Source organism: Paenibacillus sp. ALJ109b (genome assembly GCF_010747435.1).
Lineage (GTDB): Bacteria > Bacillota > Bacilli > Paenibacillales > Paenibacillaceae > Paenibacillus > Paenibacillus taichungensis.
Genome location: NZ_JAAIFP010000004.1, coordinates 212,597 through 234,913, shown reverse-complemented (window position 1 = coordinate 234,913; position 22,317 = coordinate 212,597). Strand labels below are relative to the sequence as shown.

Genomic DNA, 22,317 nt, shown 5'->3' with positions numbered 1-22,317 from the left:
ATATGTTCGTATGTTTAAACGAATCATCATTAACTCGGAAAAGGAGTTGTATTATATGAGTGTCATGCAGGAATTAAGCGAACATGAAGTCGAAGAAATTTTACAGCAGCAACGGCAGTTTTTTCGCTCAGGGGCTAGTCGTTCGGCCGAGTCTCGCATTACACATTTAACCCGGTTGAAACAGGCGATTCAGAAGTATGAGTCCCTTCTTACTGAGGCGCTCTATCAGGATTTGGGCAAAAGTGAGTTCGAATCGTACACTACAGAGATTGGATTCATGCTGGATAGTATCACGCACACCATTCGGCAAGTGAAGAAATGGGTCAAGCCGGTCAAAGTCAAAACCCAACTCGCGCTGATCGGGTCCAAAAGTTATATCATTCCTGAGCCTTACGGTGCGGTATTGATTATTGGACCTTTTAACTATCCATTCCAGCTGTTAATTGAACCCCTGGTTGGCGCATTGGCAGCTGGCAATACGGCAGTACTCAAAGCATCAGAGAACACACCAGCCGTATCAGCTGTTATTCGCGAGATGATTAGCTCGGTATTCGAACCAGCATACGTTCACGTGGTCGAAGGAGCCAAAGATACAACCACGGCGCTTATTAATGCGCCTTTTGACTATATCTTTTTTACAGGAAGTGTACCCGTTGGCAAAATCGTCATGCAGGCCGCTGCCAAAAATCTCGTTCCAGTGACGCTGGAGCTTGGCGGTAAAAGTCCGGTCATCGTGGATAAGCATGCAGATATCAAAGTGGCTGCACAGCGTGTTATATGGGGGAAGCTGCTCAATACGGGTCAGACCTGCATCGCTCCGGATTATCTGCTTGTGCATGAACAGGTGAAAGATTCGTTAATTACCGAAATGAAAGCAGCAGTGGAGTCGTTCTTTGGAACAGATATCCAGCACAATCGTGACTATGGGAGAATCGTCAACCAGGCGCATTTCAAACGTCTCACTACCCTTATTGAACGTGATCAGGCTCATGTCATCTTTGGTGGTCACTCCGATGAGGAAGATCGTTTTATTGAACCGACGTTTATTGATGCTGAATCGTGGGAAGCGGCAACGATGGAAGACGAAATTTTTGGTCCGATTCTGCCGATTATCAGTTATTCCCATATTGATGAGGCGATTGCAGGTATTGTGAAGCGGCCGAAACCGCTGGCGCTCTATCTCTTTACATCGGATACACAATTACAAGATAAAGTGATGCGAGAGGTTTCTTTTGGAGGAGGATGCATTAACGATACGATTACTCACGTTGCCAACCCACGTCTGCCGTTTGGAGGGGTAGGACATTCCGGTCTTGGTTCATATCACGGGCGTTATAGCCTGGAGACCTTCTCTCATATGAAAAGTGTGCTCAAAAAGAGCACCAGATTGAACTTGTCTATTTTATATCCGCCATACGATAACAAGTTGAAGACGATTAAACGTCTATTGAAATAAAATAACTGACGTTTAATCGTAAGCAAATTAAATACCATACTGGAATGGTGTTCAATGGATGAAGCTCATTCGGGAGCAGGCTGTTCCAGTCTATAGCGTGTGGGTGATATCCCTGACCAGCGCTTGAATTGACGACTGAAATGGGCAATATCCTTGTAACCTAACATGGCAGCGATGTTCTGAACCGACAGCTTGGGGTTACCCAGCAGAACTTTGGCTTCATGCAGAACCATTTCAGATAAATATACACGCGGAGACTGACCATATACCTGCCGAAATACACGGTTACAATGTGAGGAACTGATGCCCAGCTCTGCAGCAATATCATCAATGCCATAATGGCTGTCGGACTCACGTCCCTGCTTAAATTGCTGACTCACCAGTCCTTGCAGCCGATTACGAATTTGATGGGCCAGTTCGATCTTCTCATATCCGTCCGTGAACAATTGAGCGGCTTCCTGAGAGACAGCCTCCCATAAATGGCCGAACAACTCAAATACCGCAGATTGAAGCTGCATGCGCTGTACCATCGTACTCGCCGCCCGGTTATCCGCAGAAGACATTAATTTGCGAAGGACAGGTTCGATCTGACGGGTAACCGGACTGTCTGCATCGAACAAAACCTGCTTGATTCGTGCAAGCAAAGAGAGAAATAACTGATCATCGATATCAAAATGCATGCAAAAATACGTAAACCCCTTGCCGTTATGGCTCAGGCTGGAATGAATGCTTCCTGGAGGAATCAGGAGTAATTCGCCAGCCTTTTGAATATACAGCTTGCCGTCCACGGTCATGTATTGTTCGCCTTCCGTTACATAATTCAGCTCATATTGTGGATGTTCGTGGGCTGGATAATCCCAATCGGCACCGACACTTCGCAAATGTATAGCGAACAAATTCACCGTTGTTTGTACATCCGGGTAAAATACTTCATGTACACTCTCTCCCAAAGCGGGAGGCAAATAGGTGGAAGACATGGAAGACCCCCTTGATAAAAAGTATAGAAACAGATGTAACCGCTTTATTATATTATAGTCTATCAGCTTGATTTGGGTAAATATCCGATTGATTTGACCATGGTCTACGGTGGAATGCCCATGGTAGGATGGGGCTAATAAAAACGTATGCAAACCATTTTGAGAGGGGTCATGGTTCATGAGCACATCCAAATCCATCTTTTATAATGCCCATCACTCACCGATCGGGGCTTTTGCCAGCTTTACGCTTGGATACAAAGGAGCCAAAGGCGGACTAGGCCTGGAGCTTGGCAAGCCAGCAGATCAGAACGTATATATCGGTTTACAATCTCGCGACAGTGAGAACTACGAAGCTTTACCATTTTTTGAAGCCGTTGAAGATGCAAGCGTTCGATATGATGTAGAGAAAGTGGACAATTCGGATTCAGATCAGGTGTCTTCGGCCTCGACTGAAAATGGATTGAGCACACCAGCGGCAGCACAGGGAACACGCCCGCTAATTTCAGCATTCCGCGATGAAGAGATTACGCGCGAGTTTACTTCGGGAACAGATACTTGGACGGCAGGTGATCTGACTTTCCGTATCTACTCACCTGTGCGTCCTGTACCCGAACCGCTGAGTGGCGATCGTGAAGCATTAATGGATGCGCTTGTGCCTGCGGTGCTGGTGGAGATGACAATTGATAACACGCAAGGACGGCAGCCGCGTAAAGCATATTTTGGCTACCAAGGTAATGATCCTTACTCAGCCATGCGTATCATCGGAGGCCCTGAGGGTGGGGCATTAACCGGAGTTGGACAAGGTCGCCTAACCGCCATTTTATCTGCGGATGAGGGACTATGGCCTGCACGCGGATTTACACTGGAAAAGATATTGCAGGAGAAACATCGTGAGAATCTCGCGTTCGGACTCGGCGAAACAGCTGCGTTGTTGATGGACGTTCCCGCAGGAGAGAAGCGTACGTACCAATTTGGCGTCTGTTTTTATCGCGGCGGAATCGTTACTTCGGGTATGGACACGACCTATTGGTATACTCGTTATTTTGCAGATATCCTGGAAGCCGGAAAATACGCGCTTAACCGTTTCAACGAGCTAACTGCTTCCTGTAAGGAAGTTGAGCAGCGTCTCGGTGTAGCTGCTTTGAGTGAAGATCAGTCATTTATGCTCGCCCATTCCATTCACAGCTATTATGCAAGTACACAACTGCTCGATGCGGATGGAGAGCCGTTCTGGATCGTAAATGAAGGCGAATACCGGATGATGAACACACTCGACCTGACCGCAGATCAGTTGTATTTTGAACTTGCCTTGAATCCTTGGACCGTGCGTAACGAGTTGGAGTGGTTTGTGAAACGTTACAGTTATACGGATCAAGTGCGGTTCCCGGGCGAAGAGAAGGAATATCCGGGCGGCATTACTTTCACACATGATATCGGCGTAGCCAATGTATTCTCACGTCCGGGACACTCGGCATACGAACTGGTGGGTATTGATGACTGCTTCTCACAAATGAGTCACGAGGAACTGGTCAACTGGCTCTGCTGTGCAACTGTATATATTGAACAGACGCAGGATCGGGAATTTGTTAAAGAGATGCTGCCCGTCATTCGGGATTGCTTCGAAAGCATGTTAAACCGGGATCATCCGGATGAACAACAACGTAATGGCCTAATGGGACTGGATAGCAGTCGTACCAAAGGTGGAGCTGAGATTACCACATACGACAGCCTGGATGTGTCACTTGGACAATCCCGCAACAACATCTATCTGGCAGGCAAATGCTGGGCCGTCTATGTAGCACTGGAGAAGCTGTTCGCTGCAGAGAAGCTGACTGAACTGTCTCATCATGCAGGACGTCAGGCGGATCGCTGTGCAGCCAGTATCGCAGCCCAGTTAACCGACGGTGGCTACATTCCGGCAGTTATCGCCGAAAATAATGATTCCCGTATCATTCCAGCCATTGAAGGCTTGGTGTTCCCATACTTTACCGGCTGTGAAGGCGCGCTGGATGTAAATGGCCGTTTCGGTCCTTATCTGCAAGCGCTCCTAACCCACTTTAAAACGGTTCTTGTCCCTGGTACATGCCTGTTTGAAGATGGAGGCTGGAAACTGTCCTCTACGAGCAATAACTCATGGCTCAGCAAAATATATCTATCCCAGTTCATCGCACGAGAACTGCTGGGCGTGGAATGGGATAAAACAGGCAAGGCTTCTGACGCAGCTCATGTAAACTGGCTGCTGCATCCAGAGGAATCTTACTGGTGCTGGAGTGACCAGATCCTGGCAGGTGTAGCGGTCGGAAGCAAGTATTACCCGCGCGGAGTAACATCAATTCTATGGCTGCTCGAAGGCAAAGGTAATCGTCTGGAGCAGATCTATGCCAGCAAGGAGGCTGTACAATGAGCAACACAACCGTTCAATCCAATATTTCCGGCCCGCAATACGATGCGTGGCTTGGATATCTTCAAAGTCAATCTGCAGTAAAAGGAGTCGCCAAAAAGGCAGCCCCTGTCTGGAGTCATAACGTGTTGGTGACGGAAAGTCACGAAATCATATCAACAGCAACAGCCGAACTGACTCAGGGACTGGATATGCTGTTTGGCACCAAAGCGAAAGTTAATCAGGAAACTGCCAGTCAGGTGAGTAAGTCGGATTCAGCCCACCAGGAAGCAAAAGGAATCTGGCTTGGCACATGGGCGGGCTCAGTACCCGTGGTTCAGGCCTTCAGCGATACGGAACGTTCTACCGTGCAAGGAGAAGGTTATATTATCCGCGAAGATAAGGAACGGGGCAGGCTGTATATTGGTTCTGAAACCCCTCAGGGTGTTCTATATGGTACTTTTCATCTATTAAGGGAGCTTGTTCTGGAGCAAGAAAATTCAAACGATGTGCATCCTGCTGCGGGAAGATTAAGCTATATCTCTGAGCAGCCCATTAATGCATTACGCATGATCAATCAGTGGGATAATGTGGACGGCAGCATCGAGCGTGGTTATGCTGGAAAATCCATTTTCTATGACAATGGAGAATTCACTCGTGATCTTGGACGTATTCGAGATTATGCCAGATTGCTTGCTTCTACAGGCATTAATGCCATTTCCATCAATAACGTAAACGTGCATCAGCGTGAGAGCCTGTTCCTGACGGAACGTTTCCTGGGTGATGTTGCGAAGGTTGCTGCCCAATTCAGGGCATACGGCATCCGATTGTTCCTTAGCGCCAACTACGCTAGTCCAATAGAGATTGGTGGATTGCTTACGGCAGATCCGCTGGATGAACAGGTTCGTGAATGGTGGAACATTCAGACAGCCAAGGTGTATGCGGCAATCCCGGATTTTGGCGGCTATCTGATCAAAGCGGATTCGGAAAATCGGCCTGGACCTTTTACGTATAACCGTGATCATGCGGATGGAGCGAATATGCTGGCCGAAGCACTTCGCCCGTTTGGTGGACTGGTAATATGGCGCTGCTTCGTCTATAACTGCAAACAAGACTGGCGTGACCGCTCCACGGATCGCGCACGGGCGGCATATGATCACTTCAAACCACTGGATGGCCGATTTGCGGATAACGTCATTTTGCAGATCAAGAATGGGCCGATGGACTTTCAGGTTCGCGAGGCCGTATCTCCGCTGTTTGGTGCAATGGAGAACACAAATCAGGTATTGGAATTCCAGATTACGCAGGAGTATACGGGCCAGCAGCGGCATCTCTGTTATCTGATTCCACAGTGGAAAGAAGTATTGGATTTTGATACGTTTGCCAAGGGGCCAGGTTCTGAAATCAAACGCATTGCTGACGGTTCTCTGTACAATAGACCCTACAGCGGCTTTGCCGCAGTATCCAATATCGGTGCAGATGCTTGCTGGACAGGACATCCGCTCGCTCAGGCGAATCTATATGGATATGGAAGACTTGCCTGGAATCCGGAACTGTCATCGGAAGAGATCGCGGAGGAGTGGGTCAGACTTACATTCGGACATGACGAAGAGGTCGTTCGTCTAATCTCTGGCATGCTTTTGAATTCATTGGATATCTATGAAAGTTATACAGCACCACTCGGTGTAGGCTGGATGGTTAATCCGGAGCACCATTATGGGCCTAATGTGGATGGCTATGAATATTCCAAGTGGGGTACGTATCATTTTGCCGATTGTGATGGCATTGGTGTGGACCGGACTGTGAGCAGTGGAACGGGATATACATCGCAATACCACCGCGAAAATGCCGAAAGATATGAATCCGTAGACTCCTGTCCGGATGAGCTGCTGTTATTTTTCCACCATGTCCCGTATACGCATGTTCTGCATTCTGGCAAAACGGTCATTCAGCACATTTATGATACACATTTTGATGGAGCAGAGCAGGCGGAAGCATTAGCACAGACCTGGAGACAGCTGGAAGGCAAGGTTGATCCTACTGTATTTGATAAAGTCTCTGCGTTACAGGCAGGGCAGGCGGAGCACGCGAAGGAATGGCGAGACATGATCAATACGTACTTCTATCGCAAAAGTGGTATTGCAGATGAACAAGGAAGAACGATATATTAATTTGGATACGAGAGTGATATAAGTTGAACTAAACATTTACAGGGTAACAGAGAGGCCAGAGCAAATCTGACGAAGCCGAGCGTTCACCTCTATCACCTTCGGAGGAAAGAACAACGTTGGCATACATGAGAAGGAGGGAAAATATGGGACATCATCAATTACCAGAGACCATGAAGGCTGCTGTCATGACAGAGCCGGGGCACATCATCATTGAAGAACAGGCTGTACCACAGCCGGCTGAAGACGAGGTGCTCATTCAGGTGATGGCCGTTGGCGTTTGCGGATCGGATGTGCATTATTTTGAACATGGTAGAATTGGCCGATTTGTAGTTGAGAAACCGATTATACTTGGACATGAATGTGCAGGTATCGTAGCGGCTGTAGGTTCAAGAGTATCACGGCTGAAAGAAGGAGATCGGGTAGCCATTGAGCCCGGGGTAACCTGCGGACGATGCACGGCATGCAAAGAAGGTCGTTATAATCTATGTCCCGATGTGCAATTTCTAGCGACGCCTCCGGTAGATGGGGCATTTGTACAGTACATGACCATTCGGGAGGATATGGTTTTCCCGATCCCGGATCATCTGTCTTTTGAAGAGGCAGCCATGAACGAACCTTTCTCGGTTGGCATTCATGCTGCACGACGCAGTAAACTGGCTCCTGGCACCACACTTGCCATTATGGGCATGGGACCTGTTGGATTGATGGCTGTTGCAGCGGCTAAATCGTTTGGCGTAGAACACATCATCGTCACCGATCTGGAGGAAGTACGGTTGGAGGCTGCTCGTCGTATGGGCGCCACCCATACCATTAATGTACGGAACGAGGATGCACAGGCGGTGATCCGTGAGTTAACGAACGGCGTCGGTGTAGATACAGCTTGGGAAACTGCGGGGAATCCGAAGGCACTTCAGTCTGCATTATATTCGCTCCGGCGAGGAGGCAAGCTTGCTATTGTAGGACTGCCCGCACAGGACGAAATTGCACTGAATGTTCCTTTTATCGCGGACAACGAGGTGGATATATACGGAATCTTCCGTTACGCCAATACGTATCCGGCGGGAATTGAATTTCTGAGTACAGGTCAGCATGATGTGATGTCCCTGATTACTGATCGTTATTCGCTTGAGGAGACGCAGCAGGCTATGGAACGGGCATTGCACAACAAGAGCGGCAGTCTCAAAGTAATGGTGTATCCGAACGGAAAATGAATCTATTTCAAAGGAGCCCTGATGTTTAGGGTTTCTTTTTTGTATTTTTCGCCATAAAAGGATTAAACAAGCTTCCATAACGTGGTATAATGCTTGAAGATTTTAATATATAAAATTATACACACCAAATGGGTTAAATAGCATCTAGCGAAAGGAACTGAAGGTAGTGAGAACACATGAATTTATGATTCACTCTGATTTCCACCGGGATGATCTGATGTCTGTTTCTTCTCAAGCGTCGCGTTTTGCATCGGATATTTCATTGTCATTTATGGATGCGAATCATGAGCATCGTGTAGATGTCAAAAGCTTGCTTGGTATGGCGCTTCTTCCCATTCGACATGGCAGTGTGGTGAGATTACAGACACGGGGAAGAGATGAACTTGAAGCGTTGGAATATATGCTAAATGTGCTGGAGAAGGGCTTAACTTGAACTCTGAAACCTGTACAAATCACAGTGAATTGTAAAATATTTATCGTTTCTTCAATTCCGACTGGTACTTCGTCCAAAAAAAGAGTATAATAAAATTTAGTTCTATTCTAAGAAGTACCCATATTAAAGGAGTGTAAATAGATTATGCCAAAAGCTGATATCCATCCAAAGACACAAACAGTAATTTTCTTCGATGCAAGTGCTGATTACAAATTCCTGAGTTCTTCGACTAAATTCTCGAACGAAACAATGGAATGGGAAGATGGTAACACATACCCAGTAATCCGTGTGGACACTAGCTCCGCATCCCACCCATTCTTCACTGGTAAACAAAGAAACGTGGACATCGGTGGTCGTGTTGATAAATTTAACCGTAAATACAACATCAAATAGGTTGTCCAACCATTACAAGAAAACCTCGGGATTAATCCTGAGGTTTTTTTTGTTTGCATACCGATTAGTAAACCCATGTAATTCAGAGTAAAAGTAATTCTAATACTCATACATATTCATTTCCTCTAAAATTAATTCAACCAATTATTGCGCTTACAACACATTCGGATGTACACTAGAAAACAGAATCAGACATATTGGAGGAGGAAATAGAGATGAGCAGCATCAATCATATGGTAACGTTTACACTTTACGCGGGTAAAGATACACCCGAAGCAGAGGCATTTTTGAAAGAGAGTGCGGATGCACTGGCGAATATCCCCGGTGTAGAGCAATTCCAGATCCTGCGTCAGGTAAGCGAAAAAAATGAATTTGACTATAGTTTTTCAATGGTGTTCGCCAACCAGGCTGCATATGATACATACAATGATCATCCGGTTCACCGCAAATATGTGGAAGAACGGTGGGAAAAAGAAGTTAGTCGCTTCCAGGAAATCGATCTCATTCAGCACGGGAAGTAATGAAATGATGAATCTCATTGAACCAAACAGAAGATAACATGAACTTCGAAAGCGTTTTCTAGTTTGATTAATGAGGGTTAAATCATTTTGAAATCCTTCTTTCTTCATCACTAAATTTCGTGTTTACACATGTGGCTCAAAGGAGGGGACTTTTCCCTATGAAATTGGATCTTACAGGTAAAACGGCACTGGTGACAGGCGCAACCGGTCAATTGGGAAGGGTCATCGCTCGTACGTTGGCAGACTGTGGTGCTGATCTCGCGCTACATTACATAAATAATGAAACGAAGGCTAAAGAGCTACAAGCTGAGATTGAAGCCATCGGTCGAAAAACGTTCATTGTTCAGGGCGATATTACGAAGCAGGATACGGCATTTCGGTTGCGGGATGAAATTCAGTCCAGCCTCGGCGATGTGGATATCGTGGTTGCCAATGCGGTCATCCAATATGCCTGGACAACGGTGCTGGAACAATCACCGGATGATTATATAAGCCAGTTCGAATCATGTGTGATGCAGAGTGTGTATCTTGCCAAAGCATTCATCCCTTATATGAAAGAAGCCAGAGCTGGTCGATTCATTGGTATCAATACGGAATGTGCGATGCAAAATTTTGCTACCCAGTCTGCATATACAGCGGGAAAACGCGGCATGGATGGTTTGTACCGTGTGCTGGCAAAAGAGGTAGGCGAATATCAGATTACGGTCAACCAGGTTGCGCCTGGATGGACGATCAGTGAGCGCGACCGCAGCAGTGAATCGGGGCATGATGAGGGTTATATTCAAACTGTTCCGTTGAAACGTAGGGGAGAAGATCAGGAAATTGCCAATGCGGTAGCATTTCTGGCATCCGACCTGTCCTCGTTTATTACAGGAGCTTATATCCCAGTCAGTGGTGGCAATGTGATGCCTGCCATTTAATATTAATTTATGGATGTGAATGAATTACTAAACATGCAATGAACCGCTTTTTAAGCCATAACAACCCATGATCCGTTTGTCAGTCCATGACAAGCGGATTTTTGTATATATCTATAAATACATATGATTTTGTTTCTAATTTCAAAAGATTGGGGTAAAAGAATAGGTAGTTTAACGCGGTGGAAACATAACTCAAAATAAGCGAATAAAGGAGACCGACCTGTCATGAAAAAAACAATTGCAGACGTTCTGGTCGAAGCACTATTGAACGCAGGCGTCAAACGCATCTATGGTATCGTTGGAGACTCCTTGAATGCGGTACTCGATTCCATCCGTCGTTCGGGTAAAATTGAATGGATTCATGTCCGCCATGAGGAAGTGGCTGCTTTTGCGGCCGGGGCAGATGCCCAAGTGAGCGGAAGTATCGCCGTATGTGCGGGCAGCAGCGGACCGGGAAACATGCACTTGATTAACGGTCTGTATGACTGTCATCGGAACCGTGTACCGGTACTTGCCATCGCTGCTCATATTCCAAGTGATGAGATTGGGAGTGAGTATTTTCAGGCGACTCATCCAGAGTATTTGTTTCAGGAATGTAGTCATTATTGTGAAGTGATCACAACAGCCAAACAGATGCCGCGTTCCTTTACGATGGCTATGCAGACCGCAGTGGCGCGTTCAGGCGTTTCCGTTATTATACTGCCGGGTGATGTAGCGGCTTTAGAAGCGGCCGACCTGCCTGTGCCAGAGCATGTATATCATGCGACACAGCCTGTTGTACATCCATCCGAACCTGAACTGCGGAAACTGGCGGAATTCCTGAATCAAGGCAAAAAAATCACGTTGCTGTGTGGTGCAGGCTGCGCCGGTGCGCGTGAACCTCTGATGCAGCTCTGTGATCGCTTGAAATCCCCGATGGTTATTGCTTTGCGAGGCAAGGAATACCTGGAATACGATAACCCGTATTCGGTGGGCCTCACGGGATTAATCGGGTATTCCTCCGGTTATCATGCCATGATGGACTGTGATGTGCTCCTGATGCTGGGAACAGATTTTCCGTACCGTCAATTCTTCCCGGACGATGCGGTTGTACTTCAAGTGGATATTCAGTCTTCACACCTTGGTCGCCGTACAAAGCTCGATTATGGAGTGTGTGGAGACATAAAGGCCACCATTGAAACATTATTACCTTATCTCACGGAAGAGCATAGCGACAAACATTTGCATAAAAGTGTGGAACGTTACGAGAAAGTTCGCAAAGAATTGGATGAGCTTGCCGTAGGTAAACCCGGAAAAACACCAATTCATCCACAGTATCTAACCAAGGTTATCAGCGATGCTGCAGCAGAAAATGCAATCTTCACCTGCGATGTAGGTACACCTACGGTATGGGCGGCTCGTTATATTGAAATGAGTCGCAATCGCCGACTGTTAGGTTCATTCAGTCATGGCACTATGGCGAATGCTCTTCCACAGGCAATTGGAGCGCAGGTGTCTGATCCGGGAAGACAAGTAATTTCTTTGTCCGGTGATGGCGGCATTGCCATGCTGATGGGTGATCTTCTGACGCTTAAACAGCATAATCTCCCGATTAAAGTTGTCGTGTTTAACAATGGTGCACTCAGTTTTGTTGAACTGGAGATGAAAGCTGCCGGATTGCTTGAATCCGGTACCGAGCTTGTAAATCCCAACTTTGCGATGGTAGCTCAAGCGATGGGCCTGGAGGGGATACGGGTTGAAGATCCGGCTGATCTGGAAGGGGCTGTAGAGCGGGCATTGCAGCATGATGGCCCTGTTCTGATTGATGTTGTGGTGAACCGTCAGGAGCTGTCCCTGCCTCCGAAGATTAATATAAAACAGGCCGAAGGCTTCACCTTATGGATGATGAAGGCGGTGCTGAATGGACGTGGCGATGAGCTGATCGAGCTGGCCAAAACCAATTTGCTAAGATAAGTATTAGGTTTTCCTTAGCATTATCGCACTTTGTTCATCCGTCGATCTGACAATGTATATGCATGAATTCAAACTGTACATCTCACCAAAATGAAGGAGAATGTTACACGCTTTTATTAAGGAGTTCTCCTTCTTGAGATGTCTAGTATGTGATAGATATTATAGTATGTACTTATATTATATGGTTTGTTTTTAAATTGAAACTCCTTTAAAATAGGTAAAGTCAGGCAGGATTCAAAGCTTTTTACCCTACATATGTTGCATTCCAACGCAATATCGCTTCATATCGAATTAATCGATCCGATGACAGATGACGAACACGCATGGAGGAGATCAAAATGAGTCACAAAGGAAAAGTAGCAATTATCACTGGAGCAGGAAGTGGATTAGGCCAAGCGACTGCACTGAAGCTGGCAGAGAAGGGCGCGTCTATAGTGGTCGTTGATCTCGTGGCTGAGACGGGTCAGGAAACTGTAAAACAGATTGAGAAGCTGGGCGGTAAAGCCATTTTTGTACAAACAGATGTAAGTAAGGCGAACGAGGTAGAGAATTATGTTAACAAAACGATCGAGGAATTCGGTCGAATCGACATGTTCTTCAATAATGCCGGGATCGCTGGTCCTGGTATTAAACTAATTGAGCATACTATCGAGCAGTTTGACCAAATCATTGATATTAACCTGAGAAGTGTATTTTACGGATTGAAGTATGTGATTACCGAAATGCTCAAAACTGGCGGTGGTTCCATCGTCAATACGGCATCTACAGCAGGTATTGTTGGTGTTCAAGCGGTTGCACCATATGCAGCGACGAAGCATGGCGTAGTTGGACTGACACGTACAGCGGCCATTGAATATGGCAAAGAAAACATTCGTGTAAATGCCATTGCCCCAGGTACGATTGAAACTCCAATGGTGGTTCAGTTTGGTAAGGATAATCCTGAAGTATTCAAAGCGACCCTTGACAGCATTCCATCCGGTCGTCTCGGTAAACCTGAAGAGATTGCCAATCTGGTATCCTTCCTGCTGGGAGACGAAGCTCCTTATATTAATGGCGCTGTTTATCCCATTGATGGTGCTGTAACTGCACAATAAGGCACCAATCAGACTGAATAAGAAAGAGAGGCGACTGTAATGTTACAGTGCCTCTCTTTTTGAGTGTTATCATTTTATTCTTGAGTTTACGCTCCATTATGCCACATTGGAAGATTCATTCTGAGCTGTTGTGGCAATTGCCGGACGATAGGCAAGAATGATGATGATCATTGCAATTAATACCCCTGCAGCTCCAATCCAGGTGATAGATGGCAATGATACTGAGCTGACGGCGATTCCCCCAATACCCGCACCAGCAGCCATGGCCAGTTGCATAACTGAGCTGTTCAGACTTAACATAATCCCGGACGATTCTGGAGCCATTGTAACCAGATTATATTGCTGTGTTGGGCCGGAAGACCAAGCGGAGAAAGACCATAGAATCAACACAATGAAGACGGCCATACCTGAATGAGCCGTGATGTTCAGCATCAGCAGACTTAAGACATGCAGGGCCATTCCCAGGATGAGTGTTCGCTTAACTCCCATACGATCGGCGCTGTATCCTCCAGATTTGGAACCAATCAGACTTGCGATACCAAAAGCCAGCAAAGCGGAACTTAACAACGTTTCGCTCATGCCTGCAACAGATACCAGGTAGGGTGAAATGTAAGTATACGCAATAGAATAGCCTCCTAACCAGAAAAAGCTGACAAGTAGCGCAAATCCAATACGAGGTTGTTTAAGGAGAGCTAATTGTTTTTTCAAAGGAACGGGTGCTTCGCCTTCAGATGGCGGGATCGTAGATGCAATAACAATCATGGCAATCACACCCAAAATTGCGATACCTGCAAAAATAAGTTTCCAATCCCAAGCTGCAGCAACCATTCTTCCCAGTGGAACTCCCACGATCAGAGATGCGGTAAACCCCGTAATGACCGTTGCGATAGAGCTCGCCTGTTTGCCTGCGGGCGCTATTTTGGCAGCGACTGTCAAGGATGTTACAACGACGACTCCGGCTCCCAGTGCCATAAGGACACGTGCAGCGATAAAGAGTCCATATCCAGGTAACAGGTAGGCCAAGACATTACCAACGACAAAAAGTCCCAGAAAGTAGAGCAGCAGCTTTCGTCGATCCATGCGGGATGTTAAGGCGATAATAATGGGCGTACCGAGAGCATAAATGAGTGAAAAGATTGTGATCAGCTGTCCCGCAGCAATCAACGATATATTCATGGTGTCCGAGATCCGATCCAGAATGCCCGCAATGACATATTCGGAGGTCCCTACAAGAAAGCTGACCAAGGCCAGGACATAGATTTTCCATGTGTTAGACATGAGTATATAACCTCTTTCTGATTATAATTATTATATTTTTAGAAATATAGAAATAAAGACGAGAGAACGGGATTAAGAAATAACTAATCTACCAATGAGGCAAAGCGAGTAAATAATCCATCAAATGTACCGCGTGCTATAACAAAAGGGTATTTATACGACTACGATAAGGCTCAGCGGACTAGGTAGCATTACCAATATAATGATTTTATATTTCTAGTATTATAGAAATATAAAACAAAAATTTTATCTCTCCAACAGATAAGGAGCGAATCTCTGTACAGTATCCGTATTCAGACTGTAGTAAATATACGTACCTTTCTTTTGTGAGGTTAACAAACCACAATCGGAAAGTTGTTTCAGGTGATGAGATAAAGTGGAGAGTGCTACGGTCACAAGCCGATTCTCCAAATCAGCTGGGCAAAGATTGCTTTCACCCGAAAGGATCTGAATGATTTTATATCGCGTTTGTTCGCCCAGAGCTTTATGAATTTTGACAGCCTGTTCAGTATCAATCGGATTGGATTGCATCAAAATCGGTCCTTTCGTCTTTATTTCTTATTTCTATAAATATTGAAATAACTGTATCATGTCTTTAGAAAAAAGTAAACTCCCCGCGAAGATCGTTGTTTCCAGTCAAATATGAATCAACTGAAAGCAAAAACCTTTGCAGGGAGTTGAAAAGTCTATCTACATACTAATTACAGGCGTTCAAGAGACTCAACGTAATCTTTGGCATCTTTCAATGACAGGTTTCTGGCTTCACGAGCCTTTTTGATTGCGATTATTTTCTTGCCCTGTTTTGCAAGCTCCTGCAACTCTTTATCAAGTTCAGTGAGGTCAGCCTGTGCCGGTGGAGTTAGAGAAACATTCACTGCAGAATCGTTATAACTGAGAGGGGAGTGTGTGGTACGTCCTGAACCATTCTCCAGACGTTCAACATCCCTTTTCAATTCATTCAACTGTGTCTGCAAGCTGATGACGCGAACCAATAAGATAAGAATAAGAAACAAAAAAACAACTAGAACAATGGTGTTAATTTCCATGCAGTCAGGTGCCTCGCTTTCCTTGCTTCAAATACATAACTATTTAAGCTGTACCGGGATCTCCTTAACACCTCGAACAATCATTCCGGGTCTCCATTCAAGTTCATTAACATCCGTCTGAAGCTGCATATCGGGAAAGCGGCGAAGGAGTGTATTAATCGCAATCTCACCTTCAAGTCGCGCGAGAGGGGCTCCCAGACAGAGATGAATGCCCTTGCCAAAAGCCAAATGTGGGCTCTTCTCACGAGTGATGTCAAAAACATCCGCATCTTTAAATTTCTCTTCATCCCGATTGGCTGAATCCAGTGCTACAATAACTAGTTCACCTTCAGCGATGTGATGTCCATGAAATTCTATGTCCTCGGATGCCCAGCGAGACGTGCTGAATTCAACCGGACCGTTATAACGCAGCATTTCTTCAACAGCATTATGGATTAACTCAGGCTGCTTGATCAGCAGGTCGCGTTGTTCCGGATGCTCCAAAAGGGCAAGTACACCATTACCGATCAGATTGACAGTTGTTTCATGCCCGGCGATGATCAGCAGAGCGACAACACCAAGCAGTTCCTTTTCAGTGAGTTGTTCTCCTGATTCTTCTGCCACAACGAGCTGACTGATCAGATCGTCACCCGGCTGCTCACGTACTTTGGCAAACCAATTATTCAGGTAATCAATGAACTCCTGAGCATGCTTCTCAAATACTTCGGAATGCTCCTCACTTGTCGCATCGATAATGGAATTAGACCATAAACGGAATTTGTCCTGATCTTCAAGAGGTACACCCAGGATCTCGCTGATGACAATGATCGGTAATGGAAATGCAAACTCATCAATCAGATTCATCTTATCCTGGGAATTGAGATTATCCAGGAGATCGTCAGCAATATCTTGAATATGGCTTCTCATGCCCTCAATCAATCTGGGAGTAAAAGCCTTCTGTACGAGTCCACGTAACCGGCGATGATCAGGTGGATCGGAAAAAAGCATGTTATGCACGAATATATTTTGTTGATCGGGTCCATAACGTTTGACTACGTCCTTACTGAAACGGTTGTCTTTCAACACTTCCACTGCATCCTCATAGCGGCTAATAATCCAACCGAAATCACCATGAGGGAACAGGACTCTGTGAATGGGATCATTTTGTCTCAGCTTTTCGTATACGGGGTAAGGGTTCTGTGTAAATTCTCGAGTGAACAACTCAGACTGTGAAGTTTCATTAGTACTCAAATGGTTAATCTCCTCTCATCAAAAGCTCGTATTGTTACGCATCTTATCTAAGGGATCATATGTTAATTTCGGTGGCTTCATACGAAAAGCCTGCACCATCTATATATTCAATATTGGATGGATTGAAACCTTGTTTTTGACTAACAAATATGGTATGAAAGACAACTTATTTCAAATAGAATAGCACTTGGATAAGGAAAAAAATCAGAAGATATGAAGAACAGAAATGAAGTAAAGACACAGACTACTGGACTGTGTTTTTTTGTGAGATTGGACTTAAGCTGCTTGAACCATATTACGGCACGTTTAATGAACTATAGGGACGTATGGCCTATAAATTGGAGTTTTCTACAACAAGGACGTGAATTCAAATTAGTTTTGTATGCAGTAACCATGATGCAGCGAGATAAGTAATTCACAATTATGCTACGAACTATGTCCATTGGCTCAGGAAGAATGCTGATAAGAAGGACGTTTCAACCATTTTTGGCGTTTTCTAAGTCCGTTCAAAGGCTGCTGTGATAAGATAAAACTTAATAAGAACATACGATCTGTTTATGCGAGAGGAGAAACCTTGCCGATGGAGATGCTTAAGCCACCCGCCGAGACACTATATGAGACAGAATTAAGGGCGTTACGAGAAGAAGATACGGGAAAACGCCCTCCAAACTGGCTGCTGTCCCCGGCCTATGTCAGAGATTTTATTATTGGTAGGGATAAACCTGCAATGTTGAATGGAGAAGAGGTTTCCATTACACGGAAATTTTATGGCAACGATGTTCTCATTGAACGTGCAGTAGTGACACTGGCAGGCAATCGGGGCTTGATGCTTGTTGGAGAACCCGGAACAGCCAAGACCATGCTCAGTGAACTGCTGACCGCGGCCATTTCTGGAACCAGTCTGAACACCATTCAGGGTACAGCAGGTACGACCGAAGACATGATCAAATATTCCTGGAATTATGCCATGCTACTGGATAAAGGCCCATCCGAAGCGGCACTTGTACCCTCACCTTTGTATAACGGAATGAAGAAAGGAATTCTTACCCGTTTTGAGGAGATTACACGTTGCCCCGCTGAAGCACAGGACAGCCTGATCAGTATTCTGAGTGACAAGGTGATGAGTATACCTGAGCTGGATGGTGGTGTGCTGTTTGCCAAACCAGGGTTTAACGTGATTGCTACGGCGAACATTCGCGATAAAGGCGTCAATGAAATGAGTGGTGCGCTGAAGCGCCGTTTCAATTTTGAGACGATTAAACCGATTAGCAGTGTGAAAATGGAAGCCAAAATTATTGAATCCCAGGCGCGAAGCCTATTATTACATAGCGGAATAGACACCGAGATTAATTCGGATGTGGTTGAATTGCTGGCCACGACATTTATGGAGCTTCGCACAGGAATGACGCGGGAAGGTTACAAGTTGGATACGCCCCAAGCGTCCATGAGTACGGCTGAAGCCGTATCTGTATATGTACAGAGTGCAATGACTTCCTATTATTACGAAGACAAGGGAATCGCATTGGATCGGCTTGTGCAAAACATGCTAGGGACGATAGCGAAAGAAAGCGACAAGGATCTGTCCATTCTCAAAACCTACTTCTCTAAGGTCGTGAAGGAGCGTTCGAGAGAAGAAGGGATTTGGAAGGATTACTACGAGGAAAAGAAATGGATCGGTTAACAGGAAAAGCAGATTTGGATGTTGCCCGGTTACAGACGGTATTTGAGTCCCAAGTGTATAACCTGAACAACGGAACGCTTTATTTTCCCATACGCCATCATAGCCCAGCCTGTTCCTATCATTTGCTGCGATTAATTGAAGAATACAAGCCGGATATCATTCTAATCGAAGGACCTGAGAGCGGCAATCCATTACTTCAAGTTCTGGCTGATGAGGCGACCATACCTCCTGTTAGTCTTTACTACACCTATGAGAGTGAAGAGGAGAGAGCGGCCTGTTATTATCCGATGCTTCGATATTCTCCTGAATATGTAGCGCTGAAAGAAGCGGCTCGGCGGAGGATCCCTGCAACTTTTATCGACCTGGATTATTATCATTTCTCCAAACCCAACAAGGCAGAACAGCGGGAGATATCCATTCAAGACGAGACATTGCTTGCAGGGTCTGAGTTTATCCATCGTTTATGTCAGAAAACAAACTGTCGAAGTTTCGATGAGTTGTGGGAGAACGTATTTGAGATTGGTGGTCTGGAGAAGTCAACACAGGCATTTGTACAGGATGTATTCACGTACTGTAGCTTATCCCGGATGTGTTATTCAGCGGAACGCTTGCACAGTACAGGTGATTTGGCAAGAGAAGCTCATATGAGAAGTCGTATTAAGCAGGCTGGGCAGGAGCATGAACGTGTGCTTGTCATCACTGGCGGATTTCATACGTATGGACTGCTGATGCCCGAGAATGTGGAGACGGACTCAGAAGAGATGACGATGCAAGAGCATGCGAAGGCTCAGAATTCGGTGCATCAGCAGATGTATCCCATGGTCTACACGTTTGCCGAAGCGGATCGGCTGAATGGGTATGCAAGTGGTATGCCTTACGTGAATTATTACGATCAGATCTGGACCCAGCTGCTTCACCAAAAGAACTCCGTGTACAATTTGACCGCTTTGGACTTGTTATCACGACTAACCCGCAAGCTGAGGGAAGGACATGAACATGTATCAACCAGCGACGCTATTGAGGCGTACAGCATGGTGCAAGGACTCGCAGGACTAAGAGGAAAAAGGGAAGGCGGAGTCTATGAGCTGATGGATGCAACACTTTCTTCCTTTGTTAAGGGTGAACTTACATTAGCTTCAGACAAACCAATACAAGAACTGCACAGATTGCTAACCGGAGATGTCATCGGAAAAGTGGCTCCCAACCCATTCAGTATTCCGATCGTTGAGGATTTCAAAGAACGTTGTACAGAATCAAAACTTCAAATTCGTACTACAGGTCAACATAAGAAAATACTTGATTTATATGCCAAACCAGATCATCGTCGGCAAAGTCAATTGTTTCAATGTATGGTCTATCTCGTTCCAGATTTCGCGAAGCGACAATCGGGCCCGGATTGGATTGCACAGCGTGACATGAACCTTGTTCGGGAGACGTGGGTATATTCCTATTCCTCCAGAATTGAGGCTCGATTAATCGAGAACTCGCTCTATGGAGGCACAATTCGGGAAGCCGCTACGCGCAAGATGGAAGAGGAAATGCAGGGAATACCGGATCATCACAGCGGTGACCTCGCCAAATCCATGCTTCAGGCTCTGCTCATGGGCCTGCAGGATACCGCAATGAAGCTGTATGAACAAGTAAAGTCAGCGCTCCGGAAGGATGGGAATTTCTTGTCACTGTGCGGAAGTCTGCATATTTTGAATCGAATTCAGCAGCATCGCAGACTTCTTGGGTTATCTGAGGAACAGCAGCTCCTTAACCTCGTGTCCGAAGCCTATAACAATGCCGTTGACAAACTGATGCAGCTCTCAAGAACGAATCCGGATGAACATGAAGCGATTGTCCAGGGACTGAAGCTGCTCGCCATGCTGGCAGAATCGTCCGAAGAGCATTTCCGGGATGGACCATTCAGGGCACATCTGGATGAACTTCTGTCAGACAGCCAGCTTCCGGCACAGCTGGAGGGAGTATGTATTGCCATATCTTCAGGACTTGGCGACAGGCATAGAGAAGAGATCGTGGATCGAGCACGTGCATACATCCGGGGATCGCAGGAACAGACCCGACAGACTGCACTTTATCTACAGGGCGTGTTCTCTGTAGCACGGGACGCATTTTTATATGAAGATCAGCTTTTATCAGAATTGAACTATATGATCGAGCAGCTTGATTATGAAGAGTTTATTCGTATGATCCCTGAACTTCGTTTGGCGTTTACTTACTTCACACCAATGGAGACAGGCCTGATTGCGGATCGGGTTGCGAGCTTGCATCAGGTAGAGAACGAAGAGATGTCATGGCCTTCCGTTGACGAGCGAATGCTGATCCAGACGAAAACATGGGATGAAGCCCTTCGGAAGGAGTTTGACGCATGGAAGCTGATCTGAATGAGCTCAATACAACCAAGGAAATTGTGAAAGACAATGCAGAGCTGAACCGGGCAGAAACCTTAAACCGTTGGCGCCTTATTCTTGGTGAATCCGCCGAAGAAGGACTGTCCAATGCAGAAGACTACTCCCCTGATGATTTTAAATATACCGAAGTCGATGAGATTCTCGGATATCTGTATAATCGCGAATACGGTGAAGAGCAGGGTTACAGAAAAGGGGGAGGAAGGGGCCCCTCGGATCTAACCGTTCCCAAATGGTTGCATAAGGTCAGGGAACTGTTCCCGAAATCAACGGTAGAAATTTTGGAGAAACAGGCGCTTGACCGTTATGGCCTAACGGAATTGTTAACGGACAAAAAGCTGCTGGAATCCCTCGAACCCAATATGAACCTACTCAAGAACATTATGCAATTTAAAGGACGAATGAAAGGCGACGTATTAAAGAGCGCCAAGGAAATCGTACGAGTCGTGGTTGAAGAGCTGCGACGCAAACTCGAATCTCAGACCAAAGCGAGCATTATGGGGAAACGCAGCCGTTATGCATCCAGTTCAGTGCGTTCCTTGCGCAATTTGAATTTCAAGCAGACGATTACCAAGAACTTGAAGAACTATGACAAAAACAATCGAAGATTTGTAATTGATCGTCTATATTTTGATGGGAATATCCAGTCTCACAACAAGTGGGACATCATCATTGGTGTGGATGAGAGCGGAAGCATGTTGGATTCAGTGATATACAGTTCGGTGATGGCAAGCATTTTCTATCGCCTGAATGCACTGCGAACAAAATTGTTCATTTTTGACACACAGGTTGTCGATTTGAGTGACAGGCTGGAAGATCCGGTAGATGTGCTTATGAATGTGCAGCTTGGCGGGGGAACGCATATTACCAAGGCACTCCGTTATGGTGAGACGTTAATCGAAAATCCTGGGAAAACGATATACATTCTCGTTAGTGATTTGGAGGAGGGTTACCCGATCCAGCACATGTATAAAGCATGTAAGGATATTCTGGATACGGGCTGCAAATTGCTTGTTCTTACTGCACTCGATTTTAATGGAGATACCGTGTACAACAAACATGCTGCGCAGACGTTGTCCAATATGGGTGCACATGTAGCTGCGATTACACCCAATGAGTTGGCAGATTGGATTGGCGAAATTATTACTTAATTGGTTTT

At 45.8% G+C, this 22,317-nt stretch carries 18 protein-coding genes; 13 read left to right on the top strand and 5 right to left on the bottom strand.

All coding sequences use genetic code 11. The annotated features are described in order from the left end of the window. Positions 1-64: 64 nt before the first annotated feature. Positions 65-1,456 carry an aldehyde dehydrogenase gene (locus G3352_RS04150; protein ID WP_163754760.1) on the top strand — a complete coding sequence of 464 codons (1,392 nt, stop codon included), beginning with the start codon at positions 65-67 and terminating at the stop codon, positions 1,454-1,456. 65 nt (positions 1,457-1,521) lie between these two features. Here the strand turns inward: G3352_RS04150 and G3352_RS04145 are convergent, their stop codons facing one another. Further along, positions 1,522-2,433, bottom strand: a complete 912-nt coding sequence (locus G3352_RS04145) for a helix-turn-helix domain-containing protein (RefSeq protein ID WP_163754087.1) — start codon at positions 2,431-2,433, stop codon at positions 1,522-1,524. A 178-nt stretch (positions 2,434-2,611) separates the two neighbouring features. On the opposite strand from G3352_RS04145, the gene G3352_RS04140 reads away from it, so the two are divergent. From G3352_RS04140 to G3352_RS04100, 9 genes are all read left to right on the top strand, one after another. Beyond that, a complete protein-coding gene (locus G3352_RS04140; RefSeq protein WP_163754085.1) occupies positions 2,612-4,837 on the top strand; it encodes a glycoside hydrolase family 52 protein in 2,226 nt (741 codons plus the stop codon). After that, positions 4,834-6,984, top strand: coding sequence for an alpha-glucuronidase family glycosyl hydrolase (locus tag G3352_RS04135; RefSeq protein WP_163754082.1), 2,151 nt, complete (start codon positions 4,834-4,836; stop codon positions 6,982-6,984). The genes G3352_RS04140 and G3352_RS04135 overlap by 4 nt, the downstream gene beginning before the upstream one ends. Positions 6,985-7,127: 143 nt before the next feature. Beyond that, positions 7,128-8,195, top strand: coding sequence for an NAD(P)-dependent alcohol dehydrogenase (locus G3352_RS04130; protein WP_163754078.1), 1,068 nt, complete (start codon positions 7,128-7,130; stop codon positions 8,193-8,195). Positions 8,196-8,379: 184 nt separating this feature from the next. Beyond that, positions 8,380-8,628 (top strand): HPr family phosphocarrier protein, encoded by a 249-nt coding sequence (locus G3352_RS04125; protein WP_079696156.1) that lies wholly within the window; start codon positions 8,380-8,382, stop codon positions 8,626-8,628. A gap of 144 nt (positions 8,629-8,772) precedes the next feature. Beyond that, positions 8,773-9,021, top strand: a complete 249-nt coding sequence (locus tag G3352_RS04120) for a type B 50S ribosomal protein L31 (protein ID WP_062319704.1) — start codon at positions 8,773-8,775, stop codon at positions 9,019-9,021. A gap of 215 nt (positions 9,022-9,236) precedes the next feature. Then, positions 9,237-9,542, top strand: a complete 306-nt coding sequence (locus G3352_RS04115; protein WP_163754074.1) for a Dabb family protein — start codon at positions 9,237-9,239, stop codon at positions 9,540-9,542. 158 nt (positions 9,543-9,700) lie between these two features. After that, entirely contained in the window at positions 9,701-10,462 is a 762-nt protein-coding gene (locus G3352_RS04110; protein WP_163754071.1) for an SDR family NAD(P)-dependent oxidoreductase, read from the top strand. Positions 10,463-10,687: 225 nt separating this feature from the next. After that, positions 10,688-12,415 carry a ubiquinone-dependent pyruvate dehydrogenase gene (gene poxB, locus G3352_RS04105; RefSeq protein WP_163754068.1) on the top strand — a complete coding sequence of 576 codons (1,728 nt, stop codon included), beginning with the start codon at positions 10,688-10,690 and terminating at the stop codon, positions 12,413-12,415. A 338-nt stretch (positions 12,416-12,753) separates the two neighbouring features. Next, positions 12,754-13,509 carry an SDR family NAD(P)-dependent oxidoreductase gene (locus G3352_RS04100; RefSeq protein ID WP_063563872.1) on the top strand — a complete coding sequence of 252 codons (756 nt, stop codon included), beginning with the start codon at positions 12,754-12,756 and terminating at the stop codon, positions 13,507-13,509. Positions 13,510-13,605: 96 nt separating this feature from the next. Here G3352_RS04100 and G3352_RS04095 read toward each other — a convergent pair whose 3' ends face one another. The 4 genes from G3352_RS04095 to G3352_RS04080 form a co-directional block, all read right to left on the bottom strand. Further along, the gene (locus G3352_RS04095; protein WP_163754065.1) at positions 13,606-14,787 is read right to left on the bottom strand and encodes an MFS transporter; all 1,182 of its coding nucleotides are present in this window, start codon (positions 14,785-14,787) and stop codon (positions 13,606-13,608) included. A gap of 246 nt (positions 14,788-15,033) precedes the next feature. After that, positions 15,034-15,318 (bottom strand): ArsR/SmtB family transcription factor, encoded by a 285-nt coding sequence (locus tag G3352_RS04090; protein ID WP_205524711.1) that lies wholly within the window; start codon positions 15,316-15,318, stop codon positions 15,034-15,036. A 170-nt stretch (positions 15,319-15,488) separates the two neighbouring features. Beyond that, positions 15,489-15,833, bottom strand: coding sequence for a ribosomal L7/L12 family protein (locus G3352_RS04085; protein ID WP_163754062.1), 345 nt, complete (start codon positions 15,831-15,833; stop codon positions 15,489-15,491). A gap of 39 nt (positions 15,834-15,872) precedes the next feature. After that, positions 15,873-17,063, bottom strand: a complete 1,191-nt coding sequence (locus tag G3352_RS04080; protein WP_163754059.1) for a cytochrome P450 family protein — start codon at positions 17,061-17,063, stop codon at positions 15,873-15,875. 580 nt (positions 17,064-17,643) lie between these two features. Between G3352_RS04080 and G3352_RS04075 the strand changes: the two genes are divergently transcribed. From G3352_RS04075 to G3352_RS04065, 3 genes are read left to right on the top strand one after another with little or no spacing between them, the layout of a single operon-like run. Continuing rightward, positions 17,644-18,744, top strand: coding sequence for an ATP-binding protein (locus tag G3352_RS04075; RefSeq protein WP_163754056.1), 1,101 nt, complete (start codon positions 17,644-17,646; stop codon positions 18,742-18,744). After that, positions 18,732-21,134: a DUF5682 family protein gene (locus tag G3352_RS04070; protein ID WP_163754053.1), complete on the top strand. Its 2,403-nt coding sequence runs from the start codon at positions 18,732-18,734 to the stop codon at positions 21,132-21,134. The genes G3352_RS04075 and G3352_RS04070 overlap by 13 nt, the downstream gene beginning before the upstream one ends. Next, the gene (locus G3352_RS04065; RefSeq protein WP_163754050.1) at positions 21,119-22,309 is read left to right on the top strand and encodes a VWA domain-containing protein; all 1,191 of its coding nucleotides are present in this window, start codon (positions 21,119-21,121) and stop codon (positions 22,307-22,309) included. The genes G3352_RS04070 and G3352_RS04065 overlap by 16 nt, the downstream gene beginning before the upstream one ends. Positions 22,310-22,317: the final 8 nt, after the last annotated feature.

Bases quoted from the DNA above. Each gene is read 5' to 3' on its own strand.
- G3352_RS04150 (WP_163754760.1), top strand. From the start codon at position 65: ATGCAGGAATTAAGCGAACATGAAGTCGAAGAAATTTTACAGCAGCAA.
- G3352_RS04145 (WP_163754087.1), bottom strand. From the start codon at position 2,433: ATGTCTTCCACCTATTTGCCTCCCGCTTTGGGAGAGAGTGTACATGAA.
- G3352_RS04140 (WP_163754085.1), top strand. From the start codon at position 2,612: ATGAGCACATCCAAATCCATCTTTTATAATGCCCATCACTCACCGATC.
- G3352_RS04135 (WP_163754082.1), top strand. From the start codon at position 4,834: ATGAGCAACACAACCGTTCAATCCAATATTTCCGGCCCGCAATACGAT.
- G3352_RS04130 (WP_163754078.1), top strand. From the start codon at position 7,128: ATGGGACATCATCAATTACCAGAGACCATGAAGGCTGCTGTCATGACA.
- G3352_RS04125 (WP_079696156.1), top strand. From the start codon at position 8,380: ATGATTCACTCTGATTTCCACCGGGATGATCTGATGTCTGTTTCTTCT.
- G3352_RS04120 (WP_062319704.1), top strand. From the start codon at position 8,773: ATGCCAAAAGCTGATATCCATCCAAAGACACAAACAGTAATTTTCTTC.
- G3352_RS04115 (WP_163754074.1), top strand. From the start codon at position 9,237: ATGAGCAGCATCAATCATATGGTAACGTTTACACTTTACGCGGGTAAA.
- G3352_RS04110 (WP_163754071.1), top strand. From the start codon at position 9,701: ATGAAATTGGATCTTACAGGTAAAACGGCACTGGTGACAGGCGCAACC.
- poxB (WP_163754068.1), top strand. From the start codon at position 10,688: ATGAAAAAAACAATTGCAGACGTTCTGGTCGAAGCACTATTGAACGCA.
- G3352_RS04100 (WP_063563872.1), top strand. From the start codon at position 12,754: ATGAGTCACAAAGGAAAAGTAGCAATTATCACTGGAGCAGGAAGTGGA.
- G3352_RS04095 (WP_163754065.1), bottom strand. From the start codon at position 14,787: ATGTCTAACACATGGAAAATCTATGTCCTGGCCTTGGTCAGCTTTCTT.
- G3352_RS04090 (WP_205524711.1), bottom strand. From the start codon at position 15,318: ATGCAATCCAATCCGATTGATACTGAACAGGCTGTCAAAATTCATAAA.
- G3352_RS04085 (WP_163754062.1), bottom strand. From the start codon at position 15,833: ATGGAAATTAACACCATTGTTCTAGTTGTTTTTTTGTTTCTTATTCTT.
- G3352_RS04075 (WP_163754056.1), top strand. From the start codon at position 17,644: ATGGAGATGCTTAAGCCACCCGCCGAGACACTATATGAGACAGAATTA.
- G3352_RS04070 (WP_163754053.1), top strand. From the start codon at position 18,732: ATGGATCGGTTAACAGGAAAAGCAGATTTGGATGTTGCCCGGTTACAG.
- G3352_RS04065 (WP_163754050.1), top strand. From the start codon at position 21,119: ATGGAAGCTGATCTGAATGAGCTCAATACAACCAAGGAAATTGTGAAA.